The 17,126-nt window shown below is 49.7% G+C and carries 15 protein-coding genes; 13 read left to right on the plus strand and 2 right to left on the minus strand.

Annotated features, from left to right (window positions below):
• Positions 1-14 precede the first annotated feature (14 nt).
• The 4 genes from ptsP to NHN17_RS08700 all read left to right on the plus strand — a co-directional run bounded on the left by ptsP (position 15) and on the right by NHN17_RS08700 (position 4,974).
• Positions 15-2,270, plus strand: a complete 2,256-nt coding sequence (ptsP, locus tag NHN17_RS08685) for a phosphoenolpyruvate--protein phosphotransferase (protein WP_255041913.1) — start codon at positions 15-17, stop codon at positions 2,268-2,270.
• A gap of 54 nt (positions 2,271-2,324) precedes the next feature.
• On the plus strand, positions 2,325-3,146 hold the full coding sequence (locus tag NHN17_RS08690; protein ID WP_255041915.1) for a sulfite exporter TauE/SafE family protein: 822 nt from the start codon (positions 2,325-2,327) through the stop codon (positions 3,144-3,146).
• 42 nt (positions 3,147-3,188) lie between these two features.
• Positions 3,189-3,995, plus strand: a complete 807-nt coding sequence (gene lgt / locus NHN17_RS08695) for a prolipoprotein diacylglyceryl transferase (protein WP_255041916.1) — start codon at positions 3,189-3,191, stop codon at positions 3,993-3,995.
• A 127-nt stretch (positions 3,996-4,122) separates the two neighbouring features.
• Complete coding sequence (locus NHN17_RS08700) at positions 4,123-4,974, plus strand: thymidylate synthase (RefSeq protein ID WP_255041918.1); 852 nt, start codon at positions 4,123-4,125, stop codon at positions 4,972-4,974.
• A gap of 419 nt (positions 4,975-5,393) precedes the next feature.
• Here the strand turns inward: NHN17_RS08700 and NHN17_RS08705 are convergent, their stop codons facing one another.
• Positions 5,394-6,545: a Na/Pi symporter gene (locus NHN17_RS08705; protein WP_255041919.1), complete on the minus strand. Its 1,152-nt coding sequence runs from the start codon at positions 6,543-6,545 to the stop codon at positions 5,394-5,396.
• 483 nt (positions 6,546-7,028) lie between these two features.
• Between NHN17_RS08705 and nhaA the strand changes: the two genes are divergently transcribed.
• The 4 genes from nhaA (at position 7,029) to NHN17_RS08725 (ending at position 10,025) form a co-directional block, all read left to right on the plus strand.
• Complete coding sequence (gene nhaA / locus NHN17_RS08710) at positions 7,029-8,207, plus strand: Na+/H+ antiporter NhaA (RefSeq protein WP_255041920.1); 1,179 nt, start codon at positions 7,029-7,031, stop codon at positions 8,205-8,207.
• Positions 8,204-8,500 carry a hypothetical protein gene (locus tag NHN17_RS08715; RefSeq protein WP_255041921.1) on the plus strand — a complete coding sequence of 99 codons (297 nt, stop codon included), beginning with the start codon at positions 8,204-8,206 and terminating at the stop codon, positions 8,498-8,500. The genes nhaA and NHN17_RS08715 overlap by 4 nt, the downstream gene beginning before the upstream one ends.
• Positions 8,501-8,733: 233 nt before the next feature.
• Positions 8,734-9,624 carry a transcriptional activator NhaR gene (gene nhaR / locus NHN17_RS08720; RefSeq protein ID WP_255041922.1) on the plus strand — a complete coding sequence of 297 codons (891 nt, stop codon included), beginning with the start codon at positions 8,734-8,736 and terminating at the stop codon, positions 9,622-9,624.
• 104 nt (positions 9,625-9,728) lie between these two features.
• A complete protein-coding gene (locus NHN17_RS08725) occupies positions 9,729-10,025 on the plus strand; it encodes an ArsR/SmtB family transcription factor (RefSeq protein ID WP_107350705.1) in 297 nt (98 codons plus the stop codon).
• Between the two features lie 77 nt (positions 10,026-10,102).
• Here NHN17_RS08725 and rpsT read toward each other — a convergent pair whose 3' ends face one another.
• Complete coding sequence (rpsT, locus tag NHN17_RS08730) at positions 10,103-10,363, minus strand: 30S ribosomal protein S20 (protein ID WP_255041925.1); 261 nt, start codon at positions 10,361-10,363, stop codon at positions 10,103-10,105.
• A gap of 207 nt (positions 10,364-10,570) precedes the next feature.
• Between rpsT and murJ the strand changes: the two genes are divergently transcribed.
• The 5 genes from murJ (at position 10,571) to fkpB (ending at position 17,119) form a co-directional block, all read left to right on the plus strand.
• Positions 10,571-12,130, plus strand: a complete 1,560-nt coding sequence (murJ, locus tag NHN17_RS08735; RefSeq protein WP_255041926.1) for a murein biosynthesis integral membrane protein MurJ — start codon at positions 10,571-10,573, stop codon at positions 12,128-12,130.
• Between the two features lie 123 nt (positions 12,131-12,253).
• Positions 12,254-13,225 (plus strand): bifunctional riboflavin kinase/FAD synthetase, encoded by a 972-nt coding sequence (gene ribF / locus NHN17_RS08740; protein ID WP_255041927.1) that lies wholly within the window; start codon positions 12,254-12,256, stop codon positions 13,223-13,225.
• On the plus strand, positions 13,222-16,053 hold the full coding sequence (gene ileS, locus NHN17_RS08745; RefSeq protein WP_255041929.1) for an isoleucine--tRNA ligase: 2,832 nt from the start codon (positions 13,222-13,224) through the stop codon (positions 16,051-16,053). Before ribF ends, ileS begins: the two co-directional genes overlap by 4 nt.
• Positions 16,053-16,589, plus strand: coding sequence for a signal peptidase II (gene lspA, locus NHN17_RS08750; protein WP_255041931.1), 537 nt, complete (start codon positions 16,053-16,055; stop codon positions 16,587-16,589). The genes ileS and lspA overlap by 1 nt, the downstream gene beginning before the upstream one ends.
• Before the next feature lie 95 nt (positions 16,590-16,684).
• Complete coding sequence (gene fkpB, locus NHN17_RS08755) at positions 16,685-17,119, plus strand: FKBP-type peptidyl-prolyl cis-trans isomerase (protein ID WP_255041933.1); 435 nt, start codon at positions 16,685-16,687, stop codon at positions 17,117-17,119.
• Positions 17,120-17,126: the final 7 nt, after the last annotated feature.

Below are 17,126 nucleotides of genomic sequence, written 5' to 3' on the forward strand. Positions count from 1 at the left end.
GAGCGGGGCGGATTATGCTGACGCAACTAAGAGAAATTGTTGAAAAGGTGGCGACGGCCCCGAGTCTGCTTGATGCCCTTGAACAACTGGTGATCAGTACGTGTAAGGCGATGAAGACCGAGTGCTGCTCGGTATACATTGCCGATCACCAACGCCAGCGCTTCACCTTAATGGCTACCAAGGGGCTTAAAAAGCCCCACCGTCATGTCGGCTTGCCTTTTGGTAAAGGGCTGGTTGGTTTGGTTGCCGACCGGGCTGAGCCCATAAATGTTGCCGATGCCCGGCATCACCCTCATTTCAAACATCTTCCCGGGATCGGGGAAGAGTCCTTCAGTTCGTTTTTTGGTACGCCAATTATCCATCAGCGGCAAGTGCTCGGGGTACTGGTGATCCAGCAGCGTGAACAGCGCGAGTTCGACGAAAGTGAAGAGTCCTTTATGGTCACGCTAGCCGCGCAGCTGGCAGTATTGCTGGCTCATGCCAAGGCGCAGGGTATGTGGCCGGATCAACATAACGGTTTGCACTTGATGGGATCGGCTGCGTCAACCGGGGTCGCGGTTGCCCGTGCTTGGTGGGATGATAACCAGCCCCGGCTTGAGTTGGTGGCCCCGGCTTCTTGTTTGGACCGGGATGCTGAGCAAGAGCGTCTGAGTATTGCTATTGAGTTGGCGAGTGCGGAGTTTCGTCGGCTGCGCAAGCGTTTCGACAGTGAACTGCACAAGGAAACGCTGGCGATTTTCGACTTGTTCAGTCATTTGCTCAACGATCCCATGCTGCGCAAGGATCTGTCCCATAAAATTGCCGGTGGCGACATGGCCGAGTGGGCGATTCGCCAGGTAGTGGAAATCTATTCTGTTCGCTTTTCCAATATGGAGGATGCCTACCTCAAAGAGCGAGTGCAGGATATCCGCGAGCTCGGCCAGCGGTTGTTGTACTTTTTGGCCAACGAGAAAGCCACTGAGCACTCTTGGGATGAGCCGGTAGTACTACTGACTCGTGAATTGACCGCTGCAATGCTGGCTAGTGTCCCGCGCGACAAGCTGGCGGCGGTGGTTTCCCAGGAAGGGGCCGCGAACTCTCATGCCGCGATTCTTTCCCGAGCGCTGGGGATCCCTGCTGTGATGGGGGTCGATTTTGTTCCGGAAAAAATTCATAACAGCCAAGTCATTGTCGATGGTTACCGTGGCGATCTGCTGGTCAATCCCAATCGTCATGTACTGGCTGAATACCTACGCTTGCAGAAAGAAGAGCAGGAATTGGCCGAAGTTGTCGAAACTGGGTTGGATAAACCCGCGGCGACGCTTGATGATGAACGTATTAATATTTTCCTCAATGCAGGGTTGAGTGCAGATACCAGTATAGCGGTCAACCGCGGTGTTGACGGTGTTGGTTTATACCGTACCGAGGTCCCTTTTTTGCTGCAGCGCAGCTTTCCTTCGGAAGAAGAACAAACCCAGCAGTACCAATCTATTCTCAAAACCTATGGCGGCAAGCCGGTGGTCATGCGCACGCTGGATATTGGTGGTGATAAACCGTTACCTTACCTGGCTATTGAAGAGGATAACCCCTTCTTGGGTTGGCGCGGGATCCGTTTCACCCTCGACCATCCAGAGATTTTCTTAATTCAGGTTAGGGCGATGCTGAAAGCCAGTATCGGGCATGACAACATGGATATTCTGTTGCCAATGATCTCCGGAATTGCTGAGCTGGACGATTCGTTGGCCTTGATAGAGAGAGCCTATACCGAGGTGGCAAAAACAGCGGCTGATCAAGGGTATGTATTGCGCCGGCCACGGGTCGGTATAATGATTGAAGTTCCCTCCATCCTTTACCAGTTACCGGCCTTGAAAGGGCGGGTCGATTATATTTCGGTCGGTAGCAACGACTTAACTCAGTATTTGTTGGCCGTTGACCGGAACAATTCACGGGTTGCCGGTATCTATGATGCGCTACACCCTGCTGTAATCCATGCTCTCAAGCATATTATTGACGTCAGCCAGCAGCTTGAGCTGCCGGTCAGCGTATGTGGCGAGTTAGCCGGTGATCCGATTGGTGCCTTGTTGCTGGTGGGAATAGGGTATCGTTCGCTCAGTATGAATACCCGTAACGTTGCAAAGATTAAATACATTTTGCGTCACGTGTCGGTCAGCGACATGGAACAGTTGGCGGAGTTCGCCTTATCGGCGACTTATGCCGATGAAGTAAGGCGTAATACTATTGAGTTTGTTGATGGCCATGGCTTGGGTGGGTTCATTCGTGCTGGTAAGTAAAGTCATCGTTTTAGTTGGTTGGTATAACCGTTTTCGTTGGTTGGTATAAGCAGCATGACCGACATGGTACCTTTGTATGCAAACGAGTTATGGGTGTTTGCTTGGTGCTTGGCTCTGGGGGGCGTGGTCGGGATCCTGGCTGGCCTGTTGGGGATTGGTGGTGGTTTGCTGGTGGTACCGGCGCTGGTATGGTTGCTGCCTCAGGCGGGTATTGATGCCGATATGGTGATGCATATTGCTCTGGGAACGTCCCTAGCGAGCATTGTTTTGACCTCGGGCTCGTCGGCGCGTAACCATTTCAAGCTAGGTAATGTGGATTTAGCCATCGTTCGCAGCTTGGCTCCGGGAGTCATTTTGGGAGGGCTGGGTGGCAGTTTTGTCGCAGAATTAGTGCCTTCATCGATGTTGCCGAAAATTTTTGCCATTATTGTGTTATTGCTGGCAACCCAAATGCTGTTGTCACTGCGCTTTAGCGCTCAGCGTGATATGCCGAGTGGTGTGGGCACATTTTGCTCTGGTGGGGTGATCGGGGTTGTGTCTAGCCTGGCCGGTATTGGTGGTGGTTCGTTGACGGTCCCTTACTTGAACTGGCACGGGGTAGAAATGCGGCGGGCCATCGGGTGTGCCTCTTTTTCGGGTGTACTGATCGCGATTGCTGGCATGAGTGGGTTTGTGTTGGCGGGTGTGGGTGAGCAAACGCTGCCTGCGATGAGCTTGGGTTATGTGTACCTGCCGGCTTTATTGGGTATCGTATTGGTCTCAATGCAGACGACACGTTTGGGTGCGGCTTGGGTAAGTTATCTACCGACACCGGTACTTAAGAAAATATTTGCGGTTTTTTTACTGTTTATCAGTATCAAAATGTTTATGGGATAATCATCATAGGCCTATCGCCTGTGAAGAATAGAGATTTATTAGATGAGCCAAGTTTTTTTTACGTTTCCGAATATTGATCCGGTATTGATTGAAATTGGACCGTTAGCCATCCGCTGGTATGGCATGATGTATCTGTTGGGGTTTGTGTTTGCCATGTGGTTGGCTAACCGCCGGGCTGACAAGCCGGGCAGTGGCTGGACCCGCGATCAGGTCAGCGATTTATTGTTTGCCGGTTTCCTTGGGGTAGTACTCGGTGGCCGTATCGGCTATGTGTTGTTCTACAACTTCCCGTTGTTCCTTGATAATCCGCTGTACTTGTTCAAGGTTTGGACCGGTGGGATGTCCTTCCACGGTGGTTTGCTCGGTGTGATTGCGGCTATGTTTTTGTATGCCTACAAAAACAATCGAACCTTCTTCAACGTCGCTGATTTTATCGCCCCGCTAGTGCCATTTGGGCTGGGCGTCGGCCGTGTGGGCAATTTCATCAATGGTGAGCTCTGGGGGCGGGTGACCGACTCGCCATTGGGCATGGTGTTCCCGACCGGCGGTCCACTTCCACGCCATCCTTCTCAGCTGTATGAATTCTTCCTCGAGGGTTTGGTCTTAATGATCATCCTTAACGTATTTATCCGCAAACCACGACCGGCAGGGGCTGCCTCGGGACTGTTCCTATTCGGCTACGGTAGCTTTCGCTTTGTCGTCGAGTATTTCCGCGAACCAGATGCGCATCTGGGCTTGTTTGGTGGCTGGATCAGTATGGGACAGATCCTGTCGTTGCCGATGGTGATTGGTGGAGCTTTGATGATGCTATGGGCTTATAAATACCAGCCGAAAGGCAAAACAGCCTAATCCAAATATACTCTAAGACAGGGCAGCCATTGGGCTGCCCTTTTTTATAGCGGGATATAACCTGAATAATTCGTGGTTTCGTGTAGAATTAGCCGCACTTTATTTGTTAACTAAGGCCAGCGGAACCATGAAACAGTATCTCGCGCTTTGCCAGCGCATTGTGGACGAAGGAGTATGGGTTGAGAACGAGCGAACGGGCAAGCGTTGCCTAACGGTGATCAATGCCGATTTGAATTATGATGTAGCCAACAACCAGTTTCCGCTGATCACTACGCGCAAAAGCTTCTGGAAAGCCGCGATTGCCGAGATGTTGGGTTATATCCGTGGCTATGACAATGCCGCTGACTTCCGTGCTCTGGGTACGAAAACGTGGGACATGAACGCCAATGACAATGCCGCGTGGCAGGCTAACCCTCACCGCAAGGGTGAAGATGATATGGGCCGCGTCTACGGTGTGCAGGGCCGTAGTTGGCAAAAGCCCGATGGCAGCACGATCGATCAGCTGCGCAAGATCATTGATAACCTGAGTAAGGGGATTGACGATCGTGGTGAAATTCTGACCTTCTATAACCCGGGTGAGTTCGATATGGGCTGTCTGCGTCCGTGCATGCATACCCACACGTTTTCTTTGCTGGGTGATACTTTGCACCTCACTAGCTACCAGCGCTCTTGCGACGTGCCACTGGGGTTGAACTTCAACCAAATCCAAGTCTTCGCCCTATTGGCGATTGTCGCCCAGATCACTGGTCATAAGCCTGGTCAGGCCTACCATAAAATCGTCAATGCGCACATCTATGAAGATCAGTTGGAGCTAATGCGTGATGTCCAACTTAAGCGTGAGCCATTCCCATCGCCGCAGCTGAAGATTAATCCAGACATCAAGTCGCTCGAAGATCTTGAAACCTGGGTCACCATGGATGACTTTGAAGTCATTGGTTACCACCATCACGACCCAATCAAGTACCCTTTTTCTGTATAAAAGTATTTCTCCCGGTAACAAGGTGTTGTTGCTGAAATAACTTTACCCGCTAAAAAGTCCCTTTTGGGGCTTTTTTTATATCTCGCATTAGAGAGGTAAATAGAAGTACAAGTTAATTTACGCTCGCTAGTTCTTGGTACAAAAACAGTTTACATTCTTACGAAGTAAGGCAGTGAAGACAATTAGACGATACCGCTCCTCAGTAGCGCATAGAAAGCGTATAGACGATGTGCAGTGAGTTACCCCTGTAAAGACTACTTTGTACTGTTAGCGAGCGTCTGGGCTCTTTTAGGAGGAAATCGAAGTCGGGTAGTAAAGAGTAATTGCAATGCCATATAGGGATAGCAGGACGAGGGGCTAAACCGAGATAATAAAAAACCCGCCGGGGCGGGTTTCTTTTTAAAGCATCGTATTTGTGCTTAGGCAGTAAGAGCCAAGATAATGCCAGGTACTAGAACAAAAACAGTGCCTAGGTAAGCCACAACGGCCATCTTGTTTTTTGCGGCAACATCGCCCAGCCAGAAAGCACCTTTCACTGGCAGTTCTCGTAGGAATGGGATACCGAACACAACCAGAGTCGCCATAATGTTGAATACTAGGTGGACCAATGCGATTTGCAGAGCAAATACCGCGAACTCACCACTTGCAGATGTTGCTGCGATAAGGGCTGTGATACAGGTACCGATGTTCGCACCGACGGTGAACGGATAAACCTCACGTACTTTCAGGACGCCAGTGCCTACCAGTGGAACCATAAGGCTAGTGGTGGTAGAAGATGATTGCACCAAAATTGTCACAACACTGCCAGAAGCAATACCGTGAATTGGACCACGACCGATAGCTGATTTCAGGATGTCGCGGGCGCGTCCAACCATCAGCTTACGCATTAGTTTACCCATTAAGCTGATTGACGTCATGATAATGGCAATACCCATCACGATCATCACGATACCGCCAATAGTAGGAGAGAACATCGTGCCGACAGACTTGAACAGGTCTGTCGCCGGGCCTGTCAGGGTCTTCATAAAGTTGAAACCGTTGGCCGCACTCATGTCACCGGCAGCGGCCATTGGCGATACCAGCCACTCTGAGATACGATCCATAAGGCCGAACATAATTTCCAGAGGAAGAAAGATTGCCACTGCGATTAGGTTGAATACGTCGTGAATCGTTGCAGAAGCAAACGCACGGCGAAATTCTTCTTTACAGCGGGCATGGCCTAAGCTCACCAAGGTATTAGTGGTTGTTGTGCCAATGTTGGCGCCCATAATCATCGGAATAGCGGTTTCAACCGGCAGGCCGCCAGCAACCAAACCAACGGTAATAGAGGTTGTTGTGCTTGACGATTGAGTTAGCGCCGTTGCGATAAGACCAATCATTAAGCCGGCAACCGGATGCGAGGCAAATTCAAAGAGCGTTTTCGCTTGATCGCCAACCGCCATCTTGAAGCCACCGCTGACAACAGAAACGGCAACAAGTAGAAGGTATAGCATGAACGCTAGGTTTGCCCAGCGGACCCAATGCATAGAGCTGCTCATTGGCTGTTCAGCAGTAGTGGCTTGGGTAGTCATAATCATTTCTCCATGACAGGAATATGTCGTTTTGGTTTCATATTTTTGAAATCTGAGGGCGATGGTAGAGAACGATTATTTCAGAAATATGACAACTGCTGTCACGGAGTAAGTTTGTGCTCTTTTTGCGAGGTTAAGACGCGATCCTCGGTGTAATGAATATTTTACCTTGAAATTAAGATGCTGATTTTTATTGTTTATTTTTAAGTTGGTTGTTTCATGGTGACGTTAAATTTTTTTCTCTTGTAAATGTACTTTTTTTTAGAGTGAATGAGTAGCCGATGGTTTTTTGAGCCGTCATAAATGACAAGTATGACAGTGTAAATAAAACAGTACGGTTATTGCATGTATTGAAGGTATTATTACTCGGTTTTACCGATGTTTATGTTCTGAACAAACGATTTAACAATATAGTGCTGTGACGTCTAAACTAAATTTACATTTTTCTTGTGACATTTGTTTCATGCAAAGGAGTTCCGGTCCATGACCGATGCGATTCGTAAATTCTTAAAACTAGAATCTGCTGGTGGGATTATCCTGATCATCGCGGCAGCAGTGGCCATGTTGATAGCAAACTCTCCGTTGCAGGATTTATATAACGGCACTCTGCACACTTATGTTGCAGGCTTATCTATTTCCCATTGGATCAACGACGGCCTGATGGCGGTGTTTTTCCTGCTTATTGGCTTGGAAGTCAAGCGTGAGTTAATTGAAGGGGCACTAAACACTAAGGAAAAAGCGATTTTCCCAGCGATTGCAGCTGTCGGTGGTATGATTGCACCCGCATTGGTCTATGTGCTTTTTAACTTTTCTGATCCGTTGGCGATACAAGGCTGGGCTATTCCGGCTGCAACAGATATTGCTTTCGCTTTGGGTATCATGGCCCTGCTTGGTAGTCGTGTGCCGGTAACTCTGAAGGTCTTTTTATTGGCACTGGCCATTATCGATGATCTTGGTGTTATCGTGATCATTGCCCTGTTCTATAGCAGCGATCTGTCAACCTTGGCGTTGGCTGTGGCTTTTGCGGCAACAGCAGCTCTGTTTGTCATGAATGCTAGAAATGTTACCAAGGTGTCCTGGTACGTGGTGGTTGGTTTGATCCTTTGGGTCAGCGTGCTTAAATCTGGTGTCCACGCAACGCTGGCGGGTGTCGTAATGGGCTTTGCTATTCCGCTATCCGGTGAAAATGGTTTATCGGATGAGCATTCACCGCTCAAAAAAATGGAGCATGCCCTCCATCCGTATGTCGCATTCCTGATCCTGCCGCTGTTCGCTTTTGCCAATGCTGGGATCTCGCTAGAAGGGGTCTCTTTGTCTGGCCTGACATCGATGTTACCACTGGGTATCGCCCTTGGCCTGATGATTGGCAAGCCGCTAGGTATCTTCACCGCTAGTTACTTGGCGATTAAAGCCGGGATGGCTACTATGCCGGAAGGTATTGGATTTAGGCAGATTTTTTCGGTGTCAGTACTGTGTGGTATTGGTTTTACCATGTCCATCTTCATTTCGTCGCTGGCCTTTGTCGGTGCACCAGAGGATTTCAGTACCTACTCTCGTCTAGGGATTTTGTTGGGGTCGACGATATCAGCTGTAGTGGGGTACATGATGCTAAGCCGTTCGTTGCCTAGCGCTGTTGCCAAGGAAAACGGAGGTGTAATATGAAACGCGCATTGATTGTTGTTGGGATCATGATGTCAACTTCAGTGATGGCTGTGCCAGATTATCAAAACTGTAACCAAGACAGTAGCTCTGACATCTGTCAGGCTTACCTGGCTGGTTTGAACCAAGCTAAGTCGGCAGCTGAGACCACGGCTATGGCTGAAAGCGACAGCGCATTCCGCTCCAGGGCTCTTGAGCAGCGGGTTGGTGAGCGCTATCGAAAAATGACATCGATTGAGCAGAAAAAATATTCAACTACCGAGCAACAAACATTTTTTTTGATAGATGAAAACTGAATAAGTGTAATATTTCATTTGTGAATGATTGATTACGGTTGAAGCGCCCAGAAGCTAAGCGTAAGCTGACTTCTGGGTTTTTTATTTTTAAGGCAGTCGAATTTCCAATCAGTATTTTGGTAACTTGACGACGTTACCGTAAACTCTTCTTGTACTCGGCTACTCAACCTCTACGTTGGCCCTTGCCCATCCCGATTGGAAATACACATGCATATGGAAAATGGTTGCTAAACATGTCTCACCTTAACTACAACCACCTTTATTATTTTTGGATGGTCTGCAAGCAGGGCTCGGTTACCAAAGCTGCCGATGCGTTGTTTTTGGCCCCACAGACGGTTACCGGACAGATCAGAGCGCTGGAAGAGCGCCTCAAAGGTAAATTGACCAAACGGGTTGGCCGTAATATCGAACCGACCGAACTGGGTCAGCTGGTTTTCAAGTATGCCGATAAGATGTTCGATCTTAGTTACGAAATGCTGGATATCGTCAACTACACCCAGCGCGAGAATCTGCTGCTGGAAGTGGGTGTCGCTGATGCACTGTCAAAACGCCTGGTCAGCAAGGTCTTGATGGAGGGCTTGCCGGAAGATGAGCGTATTCACCTGCGCTGTTATGAATCAACCCATGAAATGTTGCTAGAGCAGCTATCACAGCACAAGCTGGATATGATTCTGTCTGACTGTCCGGTGGACTCTACCCAGAGCCCAGGCCTATACAGTAAGAAGCTGGGGGAGTCGACGATGAGCTTCTTTTGTACCGATCCGGATAAGCCGCTGAACTTCCCTGCTTGCATAGAGGATTACAAGTTGCTGATCCCGGGCCGGCGTACGGCAATGGGGCGTAAGCTTATCCATTGGTTCGATCAGATGGGTATTACACCGAATATCCTTGGTGAATTTGATGATGCCGCCTTGATGAAAGCGTTTGGCTTGTATCAGCAGTCGATGTTCGTTGCGCCGTCGATTTATGCCGCAGAGCTGGAAGATACCAGCCACAATATCCGCGAGGTGAAGCGGGTGAAGGAAATTCGCGAAGAATACTACGTGATTTTCGCTGAACGGATGATCATGCACCCAGCGGTTAAGCGGATATGTGAGGCAGACTTTAGGAAACTGTTTAAATAAGGTTGCATTTTTGTTCGTTTGATTCAAATATCCATACTGTGTGCTAGAAAACCACCTTTAAATTAAGTACATTAGCGTTAACTTAATTGACAGGTGGTAGCAGTATGGAACTACAGCAAATGGAGCAAAATGCCCCTAAAGCCGTAGCTCTGCTAAAAGCAATGGCCAACGAGCGACGTTTATTTATCCTGTGTTACTTGCTGGAAGAAGAAATGTCGGTTGGTATGATGAGTGAGCGACTGGGGCTTAGCCAATCAGCGCTATCGCAGCATCTGGCCTGGTTGCGGCGTGATGGCCTGGTAGAGACAAGGAAGGTTGCTCAGACGGTCTATTATCGCCTCAAGAGCGATGAGGTCAAAGCGATGATACAGTTGTTACACAAGATGTATTGCGGGACCTGACAGTGCAGCAATTGTTGAGAGGCAGATATAAAAAAACCGGCTTACGCCGGTTTTTTTATCGAAATCATAAACTCAAATTAAAGAGCTTTGATTTTAGCAGCTAGACGAGCTTTATGACGTGCAGCTTTGTTTTTGTGGATCAGGCCTTTAGTAGCCATGCGGTCCATAACAGGTTGCATTTCATTGAAAGCTTGAGTAGCAGCTTCTTTGTTGCCCGCTTCGATAGCAGCAATAACTTTCTTGAAGAAAGTACGCATCATAGAACGACGGCTAGCGTTGTGCTGGCGACGTTTTTCTGAAGTGATCGCACGTTTCTTAGCAGATTTGATGTTAGCCAAGGGTATAACTCCAAAACTTGGTACGGTGACATTTTAAGGCCGAGGACTATGCCTCTTTTGCCCGTGATTGTCAAATGATTTGTGCAAATAACCGCCTAACCAATTGAATTGGCACTTGCGGAATAACACGGTTAATATGGCGGCAGATTTTACCAGCATTTGGCTACGGAAGTCACCTTTTGGGGCCATCTTTATGAGGTTTTTTTTGTGAGCAAGCGTCTTTTGCGCTCAGGACTGATTGTCAGCACCATGACATTGGTCTCTCGGGTACTTGGTTTAGTGCGAGATGTGGTGGTCGCCAACCTGATGGGGGCCGGTGCTGCGGCCGATGTTTTCTTCTTTGCCAATAAGATCCCTAACTTCCTGCGGCGGCTGTTCGCCGAGGGAGCCTTTTCCCAAGCCTTTGTCCCTGTTCTGACTGAATACCATGCCTCTGGTGAGGTAGACCGTACCCGCCAGTTGATAGCGAGGGCATCGGGTACCTTGGGGATGATTGTTTCTATTGTTACCTTGCTGGGCATATTGGGTTCGGGCGTTGTGACAGCCTTATTCGGGGCGGGTTGGTTTCTCGATTGGCTCAACGATGGGCCCTCGGCGCCGAAGTTCGAGTTGGCTAGCTTGTTGCTGAAAATCACGTTTCCATATTTGTGGTTTATTACTTTTGTCGCGCTGTCGGGGGCGATCCTCAACACGCTGGGCAAATTTGCCGTTTCCTCCTTTACCCCGGTTTTTCTTAATGTCGCCATCATTGGTTGTGCTTGGTTCGTATCACCGAATTTGAGCCAGCCAGAAATTGGTTTGGCGCTAGGGGTATTCTTAGGGGGGCTGATCCAGTTCTTGTTCCAGCTGCCCTTCCTATATAAAGAAGGCATGCTGGTGAAACCCAAGTGGGGATGGCATGACCCAGGTGTGGTGAAGATCCGCACCCTGATGATCCCAGCACTGTTCGGTGTTTCTGTCAGTCAAATCAATCTGTTGTTTGATACCTTTATAGCCAGTTTCCTCGCTACCGGCTCGATCAGTTGGTTGTATTACTCCGATCGTTTGCTGGAGTTTCCGCTTGGCCTGTTCGGTATTGCTATTGCCACGGTGATCTTGCCTGCGCTGTCACGCAAGCATGTTGATCAAAGTCCGGAGCAATTTGCCCATACTATGGACTGGGGGGTACGCATGGTGCTGCTGCTCGGTCTCCCGGCAATGCTCGGTTTGATGGTACTGGCCAAGCCGATGTTGATGGTGCTGTTTATGCGTGGCGAGTTCAGCCCTAACGATGTTCATCAGGCGTCGATGTCTTTGTTGGCCTATGCGTCCGGCTTACTTAACTTTATGCTGATTAAGGTGTTGGCTCCGGGCTACTACGCAAGGCAAGACACTAAGACTCCGGTGAAGTTCGGTATTGTCGCTATGATCACCAATATGTTCTTCAATGCCATTTTCGCTTATTTCTACGGTTACGTCGGTCTGGCGATGGCTACCGCATTGTCGGCGTTGGTCAATGCGGCGCTGCTGTACCGCGGTTTGCACATGACTGGCGTCTATAAAGTGACAGCCGAGACCCTATGGTTTGTTATCCGCCTTGTCATTGCCGGTGCTGTAATGGCCGGTGCACTGCTGTGGTTATTGCCTGGCATGGCCGTCTGGCTGGAATGGAGCTTCCTGAACCGGGCGATGTGGTTGGCTGGGTTGATCGGCGTAGGTGCTGGCGTTTATCTGGTGGCTGTCATGCTGATGGGGATTCGCCCCCGTCACCTGCGTGCAGCCAGTTAACCAAGCCGAAAGAGCCAGCGAGAGGTGATAAATCACTGATAAAATCTCGCTGGTTGATGCATAAGGCAGGGGTTTGGGTATATAATCCGTCAGTTTTTCACTCTGCGAAAATGAACTTGACGCATGGAATTGATCCGAGGAATACATAATATCCAGCCAAGGCACCGCGGTTGCGTGCTAACGATTGGTAATTTTGATGGTGTTCACCTAGGTCACCAGGCAGTGCTTAGCAATGTCATGGCCAAGGCGAAGGAGCTGGGCTGTCCGGCGACAGTCATGAGCTTTGAACCCCAACCTCAGGAACTGTTTGCTGGTGATGACGCACCAGCTCGACTAACTCGCTTTCGCGACAAGTACTTACGCTTAAAAGCGCAAGGCTTGGCGCGTTTTCTGTGCGTGAATTTCAATCACCATTTTGCCAGCCTGTCGGCACAAGATTTTGTCCGCCGCTTGTTGGTTGAGCAATTGGGTGTTAAGTTTCTGGTAGTTGGTGACGATTTTCGTTTCGGCAAAGGTCGCAGCGGGAACTTCGCCATGTTGCAAGCGGCTGGTAAAGAATATGGCTTTACGGTTGTGAGTACTCAGAGTTTCTGTGTCTCCGAGCAGCGTGTCAGCAGTACCGCTATCCGTCAGGCTTTGGCCGACGATCAGCTTGAGCTGGCAGAGTCCATGCTAGGGCGCCCGTTCAGTATTAGCGGACGTGTCTCCCATGGTAGAAAATTAGGACGGACTATCGGGTTCCCGACAGCCAACGTCCCACTAAAACGCCGGGTCTCACCGGTTTCTGGCGTTTATGCCGTCGAAGTCCACGGCGTGGCCGATACACCGCTTGCCGGGGTGGCCAATGTCGGTCGACGACCGACAGTAAATGGTGTGCGCCGCCAACTGGAAGTGCACCTATTTGATTTCCAATCTGATCTCTACGGGACCCAGATTGACGTCGTGTTATGCCATAAGCTGCGCGACGAGATAAAATTTGAATCATTTGATGCGTTGAAAGCACAAATCGAGCGTGATGCCCAGTCAGCACGGGTGTGGCTGACTGAGCGTAATAATGTCCAACTTCGCCCAAGTAACGGAATCGAGAATCAATGAGCGACTATAAAGATACCCTGAACCTGCCTGAAACAGGGTTTCCGATGCGAGGCAACCTAGCTCAGCGTGAGCCTGCAATGCTTAAGCGTTGGTACGATGAAGATCTTTACGGTGAAATTCGTAAAGCCAAGAAGGGTAAAAAATCCTTCGTACTGCACGATGGCCCTCCATATGCCAACGGTGATATTCACATTGGTCACGCGCTAAACAAGATTCTTAAAGACATTATTATTAAGTCAAAGACTCTGTCTGGCTTTGATGCGCCATACATTCCTGGTTGGGATTGTCACGGTCTTCCTATCGAACTGATGGTAGAGAAGAAAGTCGGCAAGCCGGGCCAGAAGGTAACGGCTGCGGAATTCCGTGAAAAGTGCCGTACTTATGCTGCCGGTCAGGTTGAAGGCCAGAAAGAAAGCTTTATGCGTCTGGGCGTACTGGGGGAGTGGGATAAGCCATACCGTACTATGGACTTTGGCACCGAAGCCAACATTATCCGCTCGCTAGGTAAAATTGCCGATCAGGGTCACCTGCTTAAAGGCTTCAAGCCCGTTCACTGGTGTACTGATTGTGGCTCTGCACTGGCAGAAGCGGAAGTAGAATACAAAGATAAAGTCTCGCCTTCTATCGATGTTCGCTTTAAAGCGGCTGATGAAGCAGCAACTGTTGCGAAATTCCAGTGTGCTGATGGCCATACCGGTGAAGGCGATATCTCTATCGTGATCTGGACCACGACACCTTGGACCTTGCCAGCAAACCGTGCTGTTGCGGTTCGTGACGATCTGGAATACGTACTTATTCAGGTTGAAGGTGAGAAGAAAGAGCGTCTGATCGTAGCGGCTGAGCTAGCGAAAGATGTCCTAGACCGTGCGGGAATCGAACACTTCCACAACCTAGGTTTCTGTAAAGGTGCTGATCTGGAGTTGATGCAATTCAACCACCCGTTCTACAGCTTTAACGTACCGGTGATCCTAGGCGATCACGTAACGACTGAATCTGGTACGGGTTGTGTACACACCGCACCAGGCCACGGCCAGGAAGACTTCGCGGTAGGCCAGAAATACGGCCTAGAAGTGGCGAACCCTGTTGGTAGCAACGGTGTTTACCTGCCAGATACCGAGCTATTTGCCGGTCAGCATGTATTCAAAGCGAATGATGCCGTTGTTGAAACCTTGAAAGAACACGGTGCGCTATTGCATCACCACGCTTACGAGCACAGCTACCCGCACTGCTGGCGCCACAAGACGCCAATCATCTTCCGTGCGACTCCTCAGTGGTTCATCTCGATGGATCAGGCTGGTCTGCGTGCGAAAGCGTTGGAAGAAATTAAAGCTGTAGAGTGGATGCCTGAATGGGGCCAGAGCCGTATCGAAGGTATGGTTGAAGGTCGTCCTGAGTGGTGTATCTCTCGCCAGCGTACTTGGGGTGTGCCAATTGCCCTGTTCGTTCACAAAGAAACGCAAGATCTACACCCGAACAGCGCAGAGCTGATCGAGAAAGTCGCGCAGCTTGTTGAGCAGAAAGGCATCCAAGCTTGGTGGGACCTTGATCTAGCAGACGTCATGAGCGAAGACGATGCGGTTAAGTACGAGAAAGTACTTGATACCTTGGACGTATGGTTCGACTCGGGTGTGACTCACTTCTCGGTCGTTGATAGCCGCGAAGAATACAACGGCAACAGTGCCGATCTATACCTTGAAGGTTCTGATCAGCACCGTGGTTGGTTCCAATCGTCCCTGATTTCGTCGGTAGCGATGAAAGGTGTCGCGCCATACAAACAAGTACTGACCCACGGCTTCGTGGTTGATGGCCAGGGCCGTAAGATGTCGAAATCTATCGGTAACGTTGTTGCGCCGAAAGATGTAACCAACAAGCTAGGTGCCGATATCCTGCGTCTGTGGGTTGCGTCAACGGACTACACTGGTGAAGTGGCTGTATCTGACGAGATCTTGAAGCGTTCAGCTGATGCTTACCGCCGTATCCGTAACACGTCACGTTTCTTCTTGGCGAACCTAAGCGGATTCAACCCAGAAACTGACCTGGTTGCCCCAGAAGAGATGGTCGCACTGGATCGCTGGGCTGTAGGCCGTGCAATGGCTGCGCAGGAAGAAATCATCAAAGCATATGATGAGTACAACCTGCATACTGTTACCCAGCGCCTGATGCAGTTCTGCTCGGTTGAAATGGGTTCTTTCTACCTGGATGTGATTAAAGATCGCCAGTACACAGCAAAACAAGGTGGCCATGCGCAGCGCAGCTGTCAGACCGCACTATACTACATCGTAGAAGCCTTGGTTCGCTGGATGGCGCCTATCATGTCGTTCACGGCCGATGAGATCTGGAACGAAATGCCAGGCCAGCGCGATAAATTCGTGTTTACCGGTGAGTGGTTCGAAGGACTATTCGGTCTCGCAGAAGGCGAAGCGCTGAACAACGAGTTCTGGGCTGAAATCCAGACCGTGCGTGGTGCGGTGAACAAACTGCTTGAAGGCGCACGTAAAGACAAAGTGATTGGTGGTGCACTGCAGGCTGAAATTACGCTGCACGCGTCGGAAGCATTGGCTGCCAAGCTGAACAAGCTGGAAGATGAACTGCGTTTTGTTCTGCTAACATCAAAAGCAGAAGTCGTTGTTGCTGACAGCAAGCCAGAAGGCGCACAAGAAACTGACGTTGACGGTCTGTTTGTGACTGTTTCAGCGTCTGAAGCAGCGAAGTGTGACCGTTGCTGGCACCACGTTGCCGATGTTGGCACTATCGAAGGCCACGAAGAAGTGTGTGGTCGCTGTGTCAGCAATGTCGAAGGTGAAGGTGAAGAGCGTAAGTTTGCCTAATGAGTAAGTTATCGTCTGAGAACAGACTATCGCTGAAACAATCTGGGGTTCGCTGGCTATGGCTGGCGGCTCTGGTCTTTGTTATTGATATCGCCAGCAAGTTGCTGGTGATGAATACAATGGAATACGGTTGGCCAAACCGTATTGAGCTGCTGCCATTCTTTAACTTGCTGTATGTGCATAATACAGGTGCGGCATTTAGCTTTCTGAGTGATGCTGGCGGTTGGCAGCGTTGGTTGTTCGCGGCGATAGCCCTCGGGGTTTGTGCCATGTTGATGTTCTGGATGCGAAAGCTTCCGGCAAGCCACAAGCTCGCGAATGTCTCCTATGCCCTGATCATTGGCGGCGCGTTGGGTAACCTGTTTGATCGCTTATACCATGGCTTTGTCGTCGACTTCTTGGACTTTTATGTGGGTACCTACCACTGGCCAGCCTTTAATATCGCTGATATGGGGATATGTATTGGTGCCGGATTGATCATCCTCGAAGGTTTTCTGTCTGACAAAGACAAAAAGAAGCAAACCGTCAAACACTAGCCTTGCCTGAGCTTATAACCCAAAGCGCCGCCCGTTGATACGGGCGGCGCTTTGTTGTTAAATGGGCGGATAAAATATTCTAGAAGGGATCCTACATGCCGGTTATTACGGAAAGCAGTGAAGTTCTTATGCATTTTGCCATCAAGCTAGAAGATGGTTCTGTGGCAGATTCAACCCAGTCGATGGGCAAACCGGCAAAATTTACCATGGGAGATGGCAGCCTGACCGATAATTTCGAAAAATGCTTGCTGGGGTTGGCTCTGGGGCAGAAAAGCAGCTTCGATCTTGCGCCTGAAGACGCGTTCGGCTTACCCAATCCTGATAATATCCACCATGTTGACCGTACCAAATTTGGTACTGATGCCCCTGCCGAAGTCGGCAACATTATCGCCTTTGCCGGACCTGATGGCAGTGATATCCCGGGCATTATTACGGAAGTTCTCGGTGATTCTGTGACCGTTGATTTCAACCACCCGCTAGCAGGGCAGCGTGTGACTTTCGACGTGGAAGTCGTTGCCATTGAAAACTAAGAGTCGT

Origin of the sequence: Photobacterium pectinilyticum (assembly GCF_024357955.1) — a bacterium.
Lineage (GTDB): Bacteria > Pseudomonadota > Gammaproteobacteria > Enterobacterales > Vibrionaceae > Photobacterium > Photobacterium pectinilyticum.